General features: G+C 54.8%; 28 protein-coding genes and 1 pseudogene. All 29 read right to left on the bottom strand.

Translation table 11 applies throughout. The annotated features are described in order from the left end of the window. Positions 1-45: 45 nt before the first annotated feature. The gene (rplQ, locus tag Q674_RS21200) at positions 46-441 is read right to left on the bottom strand and encodes a 50S ribosomal protein L17 (RefSeq protein WP_023007570.1); all 396 of its coding nucleotides are present in this window, start codon (positions 439-441) and stop codon (positions 46-48) included. Between the two features lie 33 nt (positions 442-474). Then, entirely contained in the window at positions 475-1,479 is a 1,005-nt protein-coding gene (locus tag Q674_RS21195) for a DNA-directed RNA polymerase subunit alpha (RefSeq protein WP_008174911.1), read from the bottom strand. Positions 1,480-1,514: 35 nt separating this feature from the next. Further along, complete coding sequence (gene rpsD / locus Q674_RS21190) at positions 1,515-2,135, bottom strand: 30S ribosomal protein S4 (protein ID WP_014420494.1); 621 nt, start codon at positions 2,133-2,135, stop codon at positions 1,515-1,517. An 18-nt stretch (positions 2,136-2,153) separates the two neighbouring features. Then, the gene (gene rpsK, locus Q674_RS21185) at positions 2,154-2,543 is read right to left on the bottom strand and encodes a 30S ribosomal protein S11 (RefSeq protein ID WP_007153992.1); all 390 of its coding nucleotides are present in this window, start codon (positions 2,541-2,543) and stop codon (positions 2,154-2,156) included. A gap of 13 nt (positions 2,544-2,556) precedes the next feature. Further along, a complete protein-coding gene (gene rpsM / locus Q674_RS21180; protein ID WP_011784262.1) occupies positions 2,557-2,913 on the bottom strand; it encodes a 30S ribosomal protein S13 in 357 nt (118 codons plus the stop codon). Positions 2,914-3,055: 142 nt separating this feature from the next. Next, positions 3,056-3,169, bottom strand: coding sequence for a 50S ribosomal protein L36 (rpmJ, locus tag Q674_RS40730; RefSeq protein ID WP_008174902.1), 114 nt, complete (start codon positions 3,167-3,169; stop codon positions 3,056-3,058). A gap of 33 nt (positions 3,170-3,202) precedes the next feature. Then, a complete protein-coding gene (gene secY, locus Q674_RS21175) occupies positions 3,203-4,525 on the bottom strand; it encodes a preprotein translocase subunit SecY (protein WP_011784261.1) in 1,323 nt (440 codons plus the stop codon). A 17-nt stretch (positions 4,526-4,542) separates the two neighbouring features. Beyond that, a complete protein-coding gene (rplO, locus tag Q674_RS21170) occupies positions 4,543-4,977 on the bottom strand; it encodes a 50S ribosomal protein L15 (RefSeq protein ID WP_011784260.1) in 435 nt (144 codons plus the stop codon). 1 nt (position 4,978) lies between these two features. After that, the gene (rpmD, locus tag Q674_RS21165; protein WP_008174894.1) at positions 4,979-5,167 is read right to left on the bottom strand and encodes a 50S ribosomal protein L30; all 189 of its coding nucleotides are present in this window, start codon (positions 5,165-5,167) and stop codon (positions 4,979-4,981) included. 4 nt (positions 5,168-5,171) lie between these two features. Next, positions 5,172-5,672, bottom strand: coding sequence for a 30S ribosomal protein S5 (rpsE, locus tag Q674_RS21160; protein ID WP_011784259.1), 501 nt, complete (start codon positions 5,670-5,672; stop codon positions 5,172-5,174). A 12-nt stretch (positions 5,673-5,684) separates the two neighbouring features. Continuing rightward, positions 5,685-6,032 carry a 50S ribosomal protein L18 gene (rplR, locus tag Q674_RS21155; RefSeq protein WP_011784258.1) on the bottom strand — a complete coding sequence of 116 codons (348 nt, stop codon included), beginning with the start codon at positions 6,030-6,032 and terminating at the stop codon, positions 5,685-5,687. A 9-nt stretch (positions 6,033-6,041) separates the two neighbouring features. Further along, on the bottom strand, positions 6,042-6,575 hold the full coding sequence (gene rplF / locus Q674_RS21150) for a 50S ribosomal protein L6 (protein WP_011784257.1): 534 nt from the start codon (positions 6,573-6,575) through the stop codon (positions 6,042-6,044). A gap of 9 nt (positions 6,576-6,584) precedes the next feature. Further along, on the bottom strand, positions 6,585-6,977 hold the full coding sequence (gene rpsH, locus Q674_RS21145; RefSeq protein WP_011784256.1) for a 30S ribosomal protein S8: 393 nt from the start codon (positions 6,975-6,977) through the stop codon (positions 6,585-6,587). An 88-nt stretch (positions 6,978-7,065) separates the two neighbouring features. Next, entirely contained in the window at positions 7,066-7,371 is a 306-nt protein-coding gene (gene rpsN, locus Q674_RS21140) for a 30S ribosomal protein S14 (protein WP_011784255.1), read from the bottom strand. A 12-nt stretch (positions 7,372-7,383) separates the two neighbouring features. Next, entirely contained in the window at positions 7,384-7,923 is a 540-nt protein-coding gene (gene rplE, locus Q674_RS21135; RefSeq protein WP_011784254.1) for a 50S ribosomal protein L5, read from the bottom strand. A 15-nt stretch (positions 7,924-7,938) separates the two neighbouring features. After that, the gene (rplX, locus tag Q674_RS21130; protein ID WP_011784253.1) at positions 7,939-8,259 is read right to left on the bottom strand and encodes a 50S ribosomal protein L24; all 321 of its coding nucleotides are present in this window, start codon (positions 8,257-8,259) and stop codon (positions 7,939-7,941) included. Between the two features lie 17 nt (positions 8,260-8,276). Then, positions 8,277-8,645 carry a 50S ribosomal protein L14 gene (rplN, locus tag Q674_RS21125; protein ID WP_011784252.1) on the bottom strand — a complete coding sequence of 123 codons (369 nt, stop codon included), beginning with the start codon at positions 8,643-8,645 and terminating at the stop codon, positions 8,277-8,279. 18 nt (positions 8,646-8,663) lie between these two features. Then, positions 8,664-8,930, bottom strand: a complete 267-nt coding sequence (rpsQ, locus tag Q674_RS21120) for a 30S ribosomal protein S17 (protein WP_011784251.1) — start codon at positions 8,928-8,930, stop codon at positions 8,664-8,666. A gap of 1 nt (position 8,931) precedes the next feature. Beyond that, the gene (gene rpmC / locus Q674_RS21115; RefSeq protein ID WP_008174877.1) at positions 8,932-9,123 is read right to left on the bottom strand and encodes a 50S ribosomal protein L29; all 192 of its coding nucleotides are present in this window, start codon (positions 9,121-9,123) and stop codon (positions 8,932-8,934) included. Further along, positions 9,123-9,536, bottom strand: coding sequence for a 50S ribosomal protein L16 (gene rplP / locus Q674_RS21110; protein WP_011784250.1), 414 nt, complete (start codon positions 9,534-9,536; stop codon positions 9,123-9,125). The genes rpmC and rplP overlap by 1 nt, the downstream gene beginning before the upstream one ends. Positions 9,537-9,548: 12 nt before the next feature. Continuing rightward, entirely contained in the window at positions 9,549-10,232 is a 684-nt protein-coding gene (gene rpsC, locus Q674_RS21105) for a 30S ribosomal protein S3 (RefSeq protein ID WP_011784249.1), read from the bottom strand. 11 nt (positions 10,233-10,243) lie between these two features. After that, positions 10,244-10,576 (bottom strand): 50S ribosomal protein L22, encoded by a 333-nt coding sequence (gene rplV / locus Q674_RS21100; protein ID WP_008940674.1) that lies wholly within the window; start codon positions 10,574-10,576, stop codon positions 10,244-10,246. 16 nt (positions 10,577-10,592) lie between these two features. Continuing rightward, entirely contained in the window at positions 10,593-10,868 is a 276-nt protein-coding gene (rpsS, locus tag Q674_RS21095; protein WP_007154011.1) for a 30S ribosomal protein S19, read from the bottom strand. 23 nt (positions 10,869-10,891) lie between these two features. Beyond that, positions 10,892-11,719 (bottom strand): 50S ribosomal protein L2, encoded by an 828-nt coding sequence (rplB, locus tag Q674_RS21090; RefSeq protein WP_011784248.1) that lies wholly within the window; start codon positions 11,717-11,719, stop codon positions 10,892-10,894. A 17-nt stretch (positions 11,720-11,736) separates the two neighbouring features. Further along, entirely contained in the window at positions 11,737-12,030 is a 294-nt protein-coding gene (gene rplW, locus Q674_RS21085; protein WP_008174862.1) for a 50S ribosomal protein L23, read from the bottom strand. After that, the gene (rplD, locus tag Q674_RS21080) at positions 12,027-12,632 is read right to left on the bottom strand and encodes a 50S ribosomal protein L4 (protein ID WP_011784247.1); all 606 of its coding nucleotides are present in this window, start codon (positions 12,630-12,632) and stop codon (positions 12,027-12,029) included. The genes rplW and rplD overlap by 4 nt, the downstream gene beginning before the upstream one ends. 11 nt (positions 12,633-12,643) lie before the next feature. After that, positions 12,644-13,282, bottom strand: coding sequence for a 50S ribosomal protein L3 (gene rplC / locus Q674_RS21075; protein ID WP_011784246.1), 639 nt, complete (start codon positions 13,280-13,282; stop codon positions 12,644-12,646). A 75-nt stretch (positions 13,283-13,357) separates the two neighbouring features. Then, positions 13,358-13,669 carry a 30S ribosomal protein S10 gene (gene rpsJ / locus Q674_RS21070; RefSeq protein ID WP_004580743.1) on the bottom strand — a complete coding sequence of 104 codons (312 nt, stop codon included), beginning with the start codon at positions 13,667-13,669 and terminating at the stop codon, positions 13,358-13,360. Positions 13,670-13,853: 184 nt separating this feature from the next. Continuing rightward, positions 13,854-13,943: pseudogene (locus tag Q674_RS40725) on the bottom strand (elongation factor Tu); the annotation flags it as partial.

Here is a 13,943-nt window from a genome sequence, read left to right as displayed (position 1 = left end):
CCGGGAACCTTGCGGAACCCGGTTTTTTTATGGACTCAGAAGAACTTACTCTTCGTCGTCCATCTCTTCAGCTTCGATGTCCAGAGGACGGCCGACCAGCTCAACGAATGCCATCGGGGCATTATCGCCAGCGCGGAAACCGCACTTCAGAATACGAAGATAACCACCCGGACGCTCGCTGTAACGGGGGCCCAGCTCATCAAACAGCTTGGCTACCGCAGCATCGTTACGCAGGCGAGAGAACGCCAGACGACGATTTGCTACCGAATCATTCTTTGCGAGCGTGATCAACGGCTCAGCTACCCGACGCAGCTCTTTGGCTTTCGGGAGCGTCGTTTTGATCAGCTCGTGCTCAACCAGTGACGCAGTCATGTTACGGAACATGGCCTTGCGATGCGCACTGGTCCTGTTGAACTTACGACCACTCTTACGATGACGCATTGCTCTGATTCCTTACCTTAAACTAATCGGCGATCAACCGCCCAGAACCCGGTCATCACCACGAAGGCTTGCCGGCGGCCAGTTATCAAGACGCATACCCAAAGACAGACCACGGGACGCAAGAACGTCCTTGATCTCGGTCAGCGACTTTTTGCCAAGATTAGGCGTCTTCAGCAGCTCCACTTCCGTGCGCTGGATCAGATCGCCGATATAGTAAATGTTTTCAGCCTTCAAGCAGTTAGCTGATCGCACAGTCAACTCCAGATCATCAACCGGGCGCAGCAGAATCGGATCGATTTCTTCCTCTTCCTCTACACGCTCAGGCTCTTTCTCATGATCGAAATCGACGAACACAGCCAGCTGCTGCTGGAGAATGGTAGCGGCCCGGCGAATTGCTTCTTCCGGATCGATGGTACCGTTGGTCTCCAGATCAATAACCAGCTTGTCCAGGTCTGTACGCTGCTCAACCCGAGCGCTCTCGACGGCATAGGCCACACGACGAACCGGGCTGAACGTTGCATCCAGCTGCAAGCGTCCGATGGCACGAGTTTCGTCCTCGTCCAGACCACGCTGATCAGCCGGCTCGTAGCCACGGCCCCGTGCCACGCGCAAGCGCATGTTCACTTCGCCGTTTTCGCTCAAGTGACAGATCACGTGCTCCGGGTTAGCGATTTCCACATCGTGGTCCAGCTTGATATCGCCGGCAGTCACCACGCCCGGACCTTTCTTGCTGAGGGTCAGCTCAGCATCGTCACGGCCGTTCATCTTTACGGCAACGCCCTTGAGATTCAGCAGAATCTCGATGACGTCTTCCTGGACACCTTCAATGGCACTGTACTCGTGCAGGACACCGTCGATCTGTGCTTCAGTCACGGCGCAGCCCGGCATCGAAGACAGAAGAATACGACGCAGCGCGCTGCCCAGGGTGTGCCCGAAACCGCGTTCAAGCGGTTCCAGGGTCACCTTGGCGCGCGTAGCGCTGGATTCTTTCACGTCAATGGTACGAGGTGTCAATAACTCATGTACTGAACGCTGCATAGACGCCCCTATCTGCTATCGTTGCTAACTGGGCTTTACTTGGAGTAAAGCTCGACGATGAGGTTCTCGTTGATGTCGGCCGGCAGTTCAGTACGCTCAGGTACTGACTTGTAAACGCCGGACATCTTGTTGGCGTCAACCTCTACCCAGCTTACCGGTGCACGGCTTGAAGCCAGATCCAGCGCGCCTTTAACACGCAGCTGATTCTTGGCCTTTTCGCGCACGCTCACAACGTCGCCCGGCTTGACCTGATAGGACGGGATGTTAACCGGCTTATCATTGACCAGGATCGCCTTGTGAGAGACGAGCTGACGGGCTTCTGCACGGGTAGAACCAAAGCCCATGCGATATACAACGTTATCGAGACGGCCTTCCAGCAGCTGCAGCAGGTTTTCACCAGTTGCACCTTTGCCTCGGGCGGCCTCTTTGTAATAGTTGCGGAACTGCTTCTCAAGAACGCCGTAGATACGACGGACTTTCTGTTTTTCACGAAGCTGAACGCCGTACTCGGACAGACGACCGCGACGCGCGCCGTGCATACCCGGCGGAGTCTCGATGTTGCACTTGGAATCGAGCGCGCGAACGCCGCTCTTCAGAAAAAGATCTGTCCCTTCACGACGAGACAGCTTGCACTTCGGGCCTATATAACGAGCCATATTTCACTGTCTCCTGTGTTAGACGCGGCGCTTCTTGGGCGGACGACAGCCGTTGTGGGGAATCGGCGTCACATCAGTGATGTTGGTGATCTTGTAGCCACACGCATTCAGCGCGCGAACTGCAGATTCACGTCCGGGCCCAGGACCCTTAACCTCTACGTCCAGGTTTTTAAGGCCGTATTCAGCAGCCGCATTACCGGCTCTTTCAGCTGCTACCTGCGCAGCAAAAGGTGTACTCTTACGTGAGCCGCGGAAACCGGAACCACCAGAAGTGGCCCAGGACAGGACGTTGCCCTGACGGTCCGAAATGGTCACGATGGTGTTGTTGAAGGACGCGTGAATGTGCGCGACGCCATCAACAACCGTCTTTTTCACCTTTTTACGGGTACGTGTACCTGGCTTTGCCATGTTTGCCTACCTGTTACTTACGAATAGGTTTGCGAGGACCTTTACGGGTGCGGGCGTTGGTCTTGGTGCGCTGGCCACGGACCGGAAGGCCATGACGATGACGCAGACCACGGAAGCAACCGAGATCCTTCAAACGCTTGATGTTCATCTGTACTTCACGACGCAGATCGCCTTCGACGGTAAACTTGCCCACTTCAGTACGAAGTGCTTCAAGTTGCTCGTCGCTCAGGTCTTTGACCTTGGCGTCCGGCTTAACGCCGGTTGCATCGCAAAGCTTCTGGGCTGTTGTCTTGCCAACACCGAAGATGTAGGTCAGCGAGATAACAGCATGTTTGTTATCGGGTATATTGACACCGGCTATACGTGCCATCCAAATTACTCCGCGTTCAAAGCTTTGCTGTGTGAATTTTCCGCCACAAAAAGGGCGCGAAATAATAGCGCCTGACCCACCTGTGAGTCAAGCGCCACTATTCCGAACCCCTTTTACAATGTCAGCGCTTATCCGAAACGGATCAGCCCTGGCGCTGCTTGTGACGAGGCTCCGAGCAGATGACTCGAACTGAGCCATTGCGTCGAATTACTTTGCAGTTACGGCAAATTTTCTTTACCGAAGCGCGTACTTTCATTGTCGACTCCAGTTTTCAAGGGGAACGGCTTTTTCAGCCGTTCCGTCCATAGCCCTTGAGATTGGATTTCTTCATCAGCGATTCATACTGGTGAGACATCAGGTGCGACTGAACCTGAGCCATGAAATCCATCACCACGACTACAACAATCAGCAGAGAGGTGCCCCCGAGATAGAAAGGCACATTCCCGGCCACCATCAGGAACTGAGGGAACAGGGATACTGCTGCAATATACATAGCACCGAACAGAGTCAAACGGGTCAGCACACCATCGATGTACTTGGCCGTCTGTTCGCCGGGGCGAATACCGGGGATAAACGCGCCGGAACGCTTGAGGTTATCCGCAACTTCCTTGGGGTTGTACATCAGCGCTGTGTAGAAGTAGCAGAAGAAGATAACTGCTGCTGCGAACAGGATAATATACAACGGCTGGCTCGGTGCCAATGCCTGGGAGATATCACTCAGCCACTCCATGCCCTCGCCCTGACCGAACCACTGCCCCAGAGAGGCCGGGAACAGTAGAATCGAAGAGGCGAAGATCGGCGGAATGACGCCGGCCATATTCACCTTCAGCGGCAGGTGGCTGGACTGCTGGGCAAATACCCGACGCCCCTGCTGCCGCTTGGCATAGTTGATGGTCAAACGCCGCTGCCCACGCTCCATGAAGACCACGAAACCGACAACAGCAATCGCCAGAACACCAATCCCGAGAACAACCAGCAAACTCATTTCACCGTTACGAGCCTGCTCCAGAGTCTGGCCAATAGCGCCAGGAAGACCGGCAACAATACCCGCGAAAATCAGCAGCGAAATACCGTTACCAATACCTCTTTCGGTGATCTGCTCACCGAGCCACATCATGAAGACCGCACCGCAGACAAACGAAACAACCGCCACAAAGTGGAAGCTGAAGCTGTCATTAAAGGTAACGCCCTGTGATGCCAGACCCACAGAAATACCAAAGCCCTGAACCAGGGCCAGGATAACCGTACCATACCGCGTATACTGGCTGATCTTGCGACGACCAGCCTCGCCTTCTTTCTTAAGCTGCTCAAGCTGCGGACTAACCGCAGTCATGAGCTGCATGATAATAGAAGCCGAAATGTACGGCATGATACCGAGTGCGAAGATACTCATGCGCTCAAGCGCACCACCGGAGAACATGTTGAACAGACTCAGGATGGTTCCCTGGTTCTGATCAAACAGTGCCGCCAGCCGATCCGGGTTGATACCGGGAACCGGAATGTGGGCACCGATCCGGTACACCAGCAGCGCCAGAAACACGAACCAGAGCCGCGAGCGCAGCTCTGCAAATCCTTTTCCGGCGCCCGCAGGCAATGATGCTGTCTTGGCCATTTAGTCCTCGACTCGTCTTAGTCTTCGACTTTACCACCCGCGGCGGTAATCGCTTCGCGTGCGCCCTTGGTGACTCGAAGGCCTTTCACGGTTACCGCACGGTCCAGCTCGCCGGACAGGATAACCTTGGCCTCGCGAATTTCTTCGCGAATGATGTCAGCCTTTTTCAGGGCCGCCAGATCCACCACGTCGCCTTCAACCTTGGCCAGCTCGTTCAGGCGGATTTCCGCCACGTAACGCTGCTGACGCGAGGTGAAACCGAACTTAGGCAGACGACGGGCCAGAGGCTGCTGACCACCCTCGAAACCAGGAGCAACGGAGCCACCGGAACGGGATTTCAGACCTTTATGACCACGACCGCCGGTTTTGCCGAGACCGCTACCGATACCACGGCCGACACGCTTGGCGGACGGACGTGAACCGGGTTCCGGAGCAAGTTCGTTCAGACGCATCTTAGTTCTCCTCAACCCGAACCAGGTAATTTACCCGGTTGATCATGCCGCGAATGGAAGGAGTGTCTTCCACTTCCACGGTGTGACCGATTTTACGAAGACCCAGGCCCTTGACGCACAGCTTGTGCTTGGGCTGACAGCCGATCGGGCTGCGGGTCAGAGTTACTTTGATCGTTTTTGCGTTCGCCATGACTTCAACCCAGAATATCTTCCACGGATTTACCGCGCTTGGCTGCAACGTCTTCAGGCGCCTTCATGGCCTGCAGACCCTTGATGGTGGAACGTACTACGTTCACCGGGTTGGTGGACCCGTAACACTTGGACAGTACGTTCTGCACACCGGCCACCTCGAGTACGGCGCGCATCGCACCGCCGGCAATGATACCGGTACCCTCAGAAGCAGGCTGCATGAAGACCTTGGAACCACCGTGCTGCGCCCGAACCGGGTACTGCAGGGTAGTGCCGTCCAACGCTACGTCTACCATGTTTTTGCGTGCAGCTTCCATGGCCTTCTGGATGGCAACCGGAACTTCCCGGGCCTTGCCACGACCGAAACCAACGCGACCTTTACCATCACCCACTACAGTCAGTGCAGTGAAGGCAAAGATACGGCCGCCTTTAACTACCTTGGCGACACGATTGACCTGAACCAGCTTTTCCTGGAGCTCAGGCGCCTTCTGTTCGTTAACGCTCATCTTCTCCACCTCTTAGAATTGCAAGCCAGCTTCACGGGCAGCGTCGGCAAGAGCCTGAACACGACCGTGATAACGGTAACCTGAGCGGTCAAAAGCGACCTTCTCAATGCCTGCTGCCTTGGCGCGTTCAGCAATCAGCTGACCGACCTTCTTGGCAGCGTCCACGTTACCGGTTGCACCCTGGCGCAGTTCCTTATCCAACGTGGAGGCAGTGGCAAGCACTTTGCTGCCATCTGCAGTCGTAACCTGGGCGTACATATGACGCGGTGTACGGTGCACGCACAGACGGTCAGTACCCAGCTCACGGATCTTCATGCGCACTTTGCGCGCGCGACGCAGTCTTTCGTTATTTGCGCTCATAGTCCCGCCTTATTTCTTCTTGGCTTCTTTGCGTCTGACCTGCTCATCCGCATAACGCACACCCTTGCCTTTATACGGCTCGGGCGGACGGAACGCGCGGATTTCCGCAGCGACCTGGCCAACCTGTTGCTTGTCGATACCGCGAATCACAACTTCCGTATTGGACGGAGTTTCAGCGGTAACACCCTCGGGCAGCTCATACTCGACCGGGTGGGAAAAACCCAGTGTCAGGTTGAGCTTCTTACCTTGCGCCTGCGCACGGTAACCTACGCCCGTCAGCTGCAGCTTACGCTCCCAGCCTGTGGATACGCCGGTAACCATATTGTTAACCAGCGCACGAGTAGTACCAGCAAGAGCGCGGGACTGTTTTGCACCATCGCGGGCCGCAAAACGCAGGACATTTTCTTCCTGCTTTACTTCAACCGCCTGGTGAATGGTGAACTGAAGCGCTCCTTTGGAACCCTTCACATTGATTTCCTGTCCGTTCAGCTTAACCTCAACACCGGAAGGCAGCACGACAGGATTATTGGCAACCCTGGACATGTGTATCTCCTAGAATACGGTGCAGATGACTTCGCCACCCACGCCTGCAGCTCGTGCGGCGCGGTCTGTCATAACGCCCCTGGACGTTGAGACAATCGCGACTCCCAGACCACCGGCTACTTTCGGCAGTTCCCCGGCGCCTTTGTACTGGCGCAGACTCGGACGGCTGACCCGCTGAATCTCTTCAATAACCGGCTTGCCACCGAAGTATTTCAGAGTGATGGTCAGTTCGGGCTTCGCGTCAGCTGAAACAGAAAAATCTGCTACGTAGCCTTCGTCCTTGAGGACCTGGGCTACTGAGACCTTCATTTTTGAAGATGGCATCGTTACGTCAGCTTTTGACGCCATCTGGGCATTACGGATACGGGTAAACATATCCGCAAGCGTGTCTTGCATACTCATTGGTATGAGGCTCCTGATCTTTTTAGTTGTGCAGCGGCTTGCCGCACCGCTTACCAACAGGCACCTGACCGAAGTCAGGCGGCCTATCTTACCAGCTTGCCTTGGTCAGGCCCGGAACGTCACCGCGCATGCCGTATTCACGGAGTTTGATCCGTGACAGCTCGAATTTGCGCAGAACGCCGTGGGGACGACCAGTCACCTGGCAACGATTCCGAAGACGCGAAGGAGATGAATCACGCGGAAGCTGCTGGAGCTTCATCTGTGCATCCCAACGGTCATCATCGCTGGTATTCGGGTTTTTGATAATCGCCTTGAGCTCGGCGCGCTTGGCAGCATACTTTGCTACCAGTTTTTCGCGCTTTTGCTCACGGTTTTTCATTGAAACCTTCGCCATGTCACTCGTTCCTTATTTCTTGAACGGAAAGCCAAAGGCTTTCAACAGTTCGCGACCTTCGTCGTCGGTACCGGCAGTGGTGGTGATGGTGATATCCAACCCGCGGATCTTGTCGACTTTGTCGTACTCGATCTCCGGAAAGATGATCTGCTCACGCACACCCATGCTGTAGTTACCGCGACCGTCGAAGGATTTCGGGTTCAGACCGCGGAAGTCACGAATGCGGGGAACCGCAATGTGCACCAGACGATCAAAGAAATCCCACATGCGCTCACCGCGCAGGGTCACTTTACAGCCAATCGGCCAACCTTCACGGATTTTAAAGCCCGCGACGGATTTACGCGCTTTGGTAACAACCACTTTTTGACCTGCCAGGCGCTCAAGATCTGCCACGGCATTTTCAATCAGTTTCTTGTCACCAACCGCTTCGCCAACACCCATGTTCAGGGTGATTTTCTCGATACGCGGCACCTGCATCACGTTCTTGTAACCGAACTCTTTCTGCAGGGCGGGTACCACTTCTTTAGTGTACTGCTCTTTCATGTTAAGCATCGTAACCACCACCGCTTACTGGTTATCGACAGCTTCGTTCGTGGACTTGAAGATCCGCACTTTGGTGCCGTCTTCCTTGATCTGGAAGCCAACACGATCGGCTTTGCCGGTCTGCGGATTAAAAATAGCCACGTTGGAAGCCTGGATAGGCGCTTCTTTTTCGACGATACCGCCCGGGGTGCCAAGCATCGGGTTCGGCTTTGTGTGCTTCTTCATCATGTTGATGCCAGAAACAAGCACGCGACCGTCGTCCAGAACTTTCAGGACTTTACCACGTTTGTCTTTGTCTTTCCCCGTGGTGACGATTACTTCGTCATCTCGTTTGATCTTTTTCATAACCGGCCTCTGGTCCTTTAAAGTACTTCGGGTGCCAGTGAGATAATCTTCATGAACTTCTCGTTACGCAGTTCACGGGTAACCGGTCCGAAGATACGGGTACCAATGGGAGCGTCCTGATTGTTCAGAAGTACCGCCGCGTTACCGTCAAAACGGATCAGAGAACCGTCCGGACGACGCACACCCTTACGGGTACGTACTACAACAGCCTTCAGGACCTGGCCTTTTTTCACCTTGCCGCGGGGGATGGCTTCCTTGACGGTTACCTTGATGATATCCCCAACGGTTGCATAACGCCGGTGAGATCCGCCCAGGACCTTGATGCACATAACCTGACGTGCACCACTGTTATCCGCGACTTCAAGCATTGTTTGAGTCTGAATCATGGTTGTTCTCCGGGCGAATTACACCTTGGCAGCGCGTTCGGTAACTTCCACCAGGGCCCAGCTCTTGGTCTTGGAGACCGGACGGGTTTCCTGGATGGTTACGGTGTCACCAATGTTGCACTGATTGCTTTCATCGTGTGCATGAATCTTGGTTGAACGCTTCATGTACTTACCGTACAGCGGGTGTTTAACCTGACGCTCAACCAGGACCACGATGGACTTGTCCATCTTGTTGCTCACGACCTTGCCGCTCAGAGTTCTGGCAGTTTGGGTAGCTTCGGTCATGTCACTGTCCTGCCTTTTCGTTCAATACTGTTTTCACGCGAGCGATATCGCGCTTCACCTTGCCGAGAAGGTGAGACTGATTCAGCTGACCTGTCGCCTTGCGCATGCGCAGGTTGAACTGCTCCTTCAGGAGGTCGATCAGCTCTTTGTTCAGCTCCTCGACTGACTTTTCACGCAGCTCTGTTGCTTTCATCACATCACCGTCCTCTTAACAAAGGTGGTCTGTACCGGCAGTTTGGCGGCAGCCAGAGTGAAAGCTTCGCGTGCGATTTCTTCCGCGACACCTTCCATCTCGTACAACATGCGGCCTGGCTGAATCTCAGCCACCCAATACTCGACAGAACCTTTACCTTTACCCATACGTACTTCCAGCGGCTTACCGGTGATCGGCTTGTCCGGGAACACCCGGATCCAGATCTTACCGCCCCGCTTGATGCGGCGAGTCATGGTACGACGCGCTGCCTCAATCTGGCGCGCAGTTATACGCCCACGGCTGGTCGCCTTCAATCCGTATTCACCGAAGCTCACCTTGTTTGCGCGCTGAGCAAGACCGGTGTTACGGCCTTTCATTACCTTGCGGAATTTGGTGCGTTTTGGTTGCAGCATAAGAGTGCCCCTTTACTTAGAACCTTTCTTCCCAGAGGCTTTCTTGTCAGCACGGACCTGCTCCATACCACCAAGAATCTCACCTTTGAAGATCCATACCTTTACGCCGATAACGCCGTAAGTGGTGTGCGCTTCATAGGTTGCATAATCAATATCTGCACGCAGTGTGTGCAGAGGTACACGACCTTCGCGATACCACTCGGAACGTGCGATTTCAGCACCCCCAAGACGACCGCCAACCTGAATCTTGATACCCTTGGCTCCCTGACGCATGGCGTTTTGAACCGCACGCTTCATAGCGCGACGGAACATCACACGACGCTCCAGCTGGCCGGCAACGTTTTGCGCTACCAGGCGGGCATCCAGGTCCGGCTTGCGGACTTCTTCGATGTTGATGTGCACAGGCACACCCATCATGTCGCTGACTTCGCGACGCAGACGGTCAACATCTTCACCCTTCTTACCGATAACAATACCGGGGCGGGCGGTATGGATCGTGATCCGGGCGTTCTGAGCAGGGCGCTCGATCACGATCTTGCTGACAGACGCCTTAACCAGACGCTTGTCCAGGAACTCGCGAACCTGAATATCATTCAGAAGATTCTTCGCGTAGTCCTTTTTGTCGGCGTACCACACTGAGTTGTGCTCTTTGATCACACCCAGGCGAATGCCGGTTGGATTTACTTTATGACCCATCTGAGCATCTCCTACTTGTCGGCGACCTTGACGGTGATATGACAGGTGCGCTTGAAAATACGGTCAGCGCGCCCCTTGGCTCGAGCTTTGATTCGCTTGAGCGTTGGGCCCTCATCCACCATCACGGTGGAAACCCGCAGATCATCTACGTCCAGACCTTCGTTGTGCTCAGCGTTGGCAATGGCGGATTCAAGAGCTTTCTTGATCACAACCGCTGCCTTCTTAGGGCTGAAAGTCAGAATGTTCAGGGCGTCCTCAACAGCCTTGCCGCGTACTTGGTCAGCGACAAGACGTGCTTTCTGAGCTGAGAGGCGAGCGCCCTTGTACTTGGCTGCTACTTCCATTTCTATTACCTCAGAATCAGCGTTTAGCTTTCTTGTCGGCCGCATGACCACGATAAGTACGCGTTGCCGCGAACTCACCCAGCTTATGTCCAACCATATCTTCGGTGACATAAACCGGCACGTGCTGCTTGCCGTTGTGGACTGCAATGGTCAGGCCTACCATCTCCGGGAAGACTGTTGACCGGCGGGACCAGGTTTTAATGGGCCGCTTGTCATTTGCTTCCAGAGCTGCCTCGACCTTCTTCAACAGATGCAGGTCTATAAAAGGACCTTTCTTCAAAGAACGTGGCACAGCAATTACCTCTATGTAGTCGTTTACTTGGCCGAACGACGACGTACTATCATCTTGTCAGTACGCTTGTTCTTACGAGTCTTATGCCCTTTGGTCGGAACACCCCACGGAGTAACCGGGTGACGTCCGCCAGAGGTACGCCCTTCACCACCACCATGCGGGTGGTCAACTGGGTTCATAGCAACACCACGTACTGTTGGCCGTTTGCCGCGCCAACGTGATGCACCCGCTTTACCAAGCTGCTTGAGGCTATGCTCACTGTTGGACACTTCGCCCAGAGTGGCACGGCAATCTACAAGCACCTTACGCATTTCACCTGAACGCAGGCGGATGGTGGCATACGCCCCTTCCCGAGCAACCAGCTGTACGGATGCGCCCGCAGAGCGAGCCAGCTGTGCACCTTTGCCAGGCTTGAGTTCGACGCAGTGGATTACGGAACCGACCGGAATGTTCCGGAGCGGCAGCGTGGAGCCCACCTTGATCGGCGCGTCGACGCCGGAGCGCACAGGATCACCAGCCTTCATACCTTTGGGAGCGATAATGTAACGACGCTCGCCATCGGCATATTTGACCAGTGCAATGTGCGCAGAGCGGTTAGGATCGTATTCCAGGCGCTCAATGACCGCCGGGATACCATCTTTGGTCCGCTTGAAGTCGATAACACGGTAGTGCTGCTTATGACCACCACCAATGTGACGAGTAGTAATGCGGCCAACATTGTTACGGCCACCAGACTTACTCTTTGTTTCTACCAACGGCTCGTAAGGACGTCCTTTGTGCAGATCCGGGTTGTAAAGTTTTACAACGTGACGGCGTCCGGCAGATGTTGGCTTGGTTTTGACGATCGGCATATTACGACCCCTTTACCTTATTCCACATCCAGAAAATCGATGTCCTGACCTTCTGCCAGCTTGACGTAAGCCTTACGAATGTCATTACGCTTGCCGAACCCGCGGATAGTGCGCTTGAGCTTACCCTTACGGTTCAGAACCTGAACACCTTCGACGGTGACGTTGAACAGTTGCTCAACGGCTTTCTTGATCTCGGGCTTGGTCGCATCAGGCGCTACACGAAACACCACCTGACCACGCTCTGCCGCCAGAGACGCTTTTTCTGATACGTGCGGCCCTAACAGGACCTTGTAAATACGTTCCTGATTCATCCCAGCATCTCCTCGATCTTCTTCAGAGCGGGAACAGTCACCACGACTTTCTCGAAGGCAACCAGGCTGACCGGATCCAGACCTGCCACATCGCGAACATCCACATGGGGAACGTTGCGGGAAGCCAGGTGCAGATTCTGCTCAACATTCTCAGACAGGATCAGGGCGTTGGACACACCCAGATCGCTCAGCTTGGCAGTGAAGGCCTTGGTCTTGGGCGTATCGACATTCATGTCGTCAACCACAACCAGACGCTCCTGGCGTACCAGCTCGGAGAAAATGGAACGCATCGCCGCACGGTACATCTTGCGGTTAACCTTTTGCTCGAAGTCACGGGGCTTGGCAGCAAAGGTTACGCCGCCTGAACGCCAGATCGGGCTACGAATGGTACCAGCACGGGCACGACCAGTACCCTTCTGGCGCCATGGCTTCTTGCCACCACCACTGACTTCGGAACGTGTCTTCTGGGCCTTGGTACCCTGACGGCCAGCTGCCATGTAAGCAGTAACCACCTGATGCACCAGAGCTTCGTTAAAATCTTTGGCAAACGCAGCGTCGGAAACAGAAATCCCCTTGCCGCTACCAGTAATTGTCAATTCCATCGCACCGCTCCTCAGGCTTTAACTGCAGGCTTGATGACAACGTCGCCGCCAGTTGCGCCAGGCACGGCACCACTTACCAGCAGCAGGTTGCGCTCGGCATCGACACGGACGATTTTCAGGTTCTGCACAGTAACCTGCGCATTACCCATCTGACCGGCCATCTTCTTGCCCTTGAACACCTTACCCGGAGTCTGGTTCTGACCAATGGAACCCGGAGCACGATGAGACAGGGAGTTACCGTGAGTAGCGTCCTGCATGGAGAAGTTCCAGCGCTTAACACCGCCCTGGAAGCCCTTACCCTTGGACTGACCTACTGCGTCAACCACCTGACCGTCTTCAAACACGGAAACGGTCAGCTCGCCACCGGCGGCCAGGTCTTCACCTTCGCCATCAGCCAGACGGAATTCCCAAACGCCACGACCAGCTTCAACACCTGCTTTTGCAAAGTGCCCGGCAGCCGCCTTGTTTACACGGGAGGAACGACGAGAACCTACGGTTACCTGCACTGCACGGTAGCCGTCGCTTTCGAGGGTCTTGAGTTGGGTAATGCGGTTGGGCTCAACCTCAATTACCGTGACAGGGAGCGCCTGCCCTTCATCCGTAAAAATACGGGTCATACCGGCCTTACGACCGACAACACCAATTGCCATGTTTCACCTCTTAAGTGTACGGGGCTTGCACCCTCTATGGCCTATGACAGTTACACAGACTAATACCGGGCGGTATTAGCCGAGGCTGATCTGAACGTCTACACCTGCTGCCAGGTCCAGTTTCATCAGAGCATCTACTGTCTTTTCCGTCGGCTCAACAATGTCGAGCAGACGCTTATGCGTACGAATTTCATATTGATCACGCGCGTCTTTGTTGACGTGCGGAGAGATCAATACCGTGTACTTTTCCTTCCGCGTCGGCAGAGGAATGGGACCACGCACCTGAGCGCCGGTCCGCTTGGCGGTATCGACAATCTCCTGCGTGGACTGGTCGATCAGGCGATAATCAAACGCCTTCAACCGGATTCGAATTTTTTGGCTTTGCATGATGCACCAAACTCCACTCGTAGCAGCTACTAGTTAGCCGACCTTCAAAAAAAGGAGCCGCATTGTATGCATAATACCCAACCCTGTCAACAGCATTGCCATTGACAGGGTTGAGCGACATTTGCGACCTAAACAGAAAAAGGGGCTGAACGCTCAGCCCCTTTTTCCTGATCAATCGAGCAGATTACTCGATGATCTTGGCGACCACGCCGGCACCAACGGTACGACCACCTTCGCGAATCGCGAAGCGCAGGCCATCTTCCATGGCGATCGG

The organism is Marinobacter sp. EVN1, from assembly GCF_000475375.1.
GTDB lineage: Bacteria > Pseudomonadota > Gammaproteobacteria > Pseudomonadales > Oleiphilaceae > Marinobacter > Marinobacter nauticus.
This window is presented reverse-complemented; position numbering and strand designations above follow the sequence as displayed.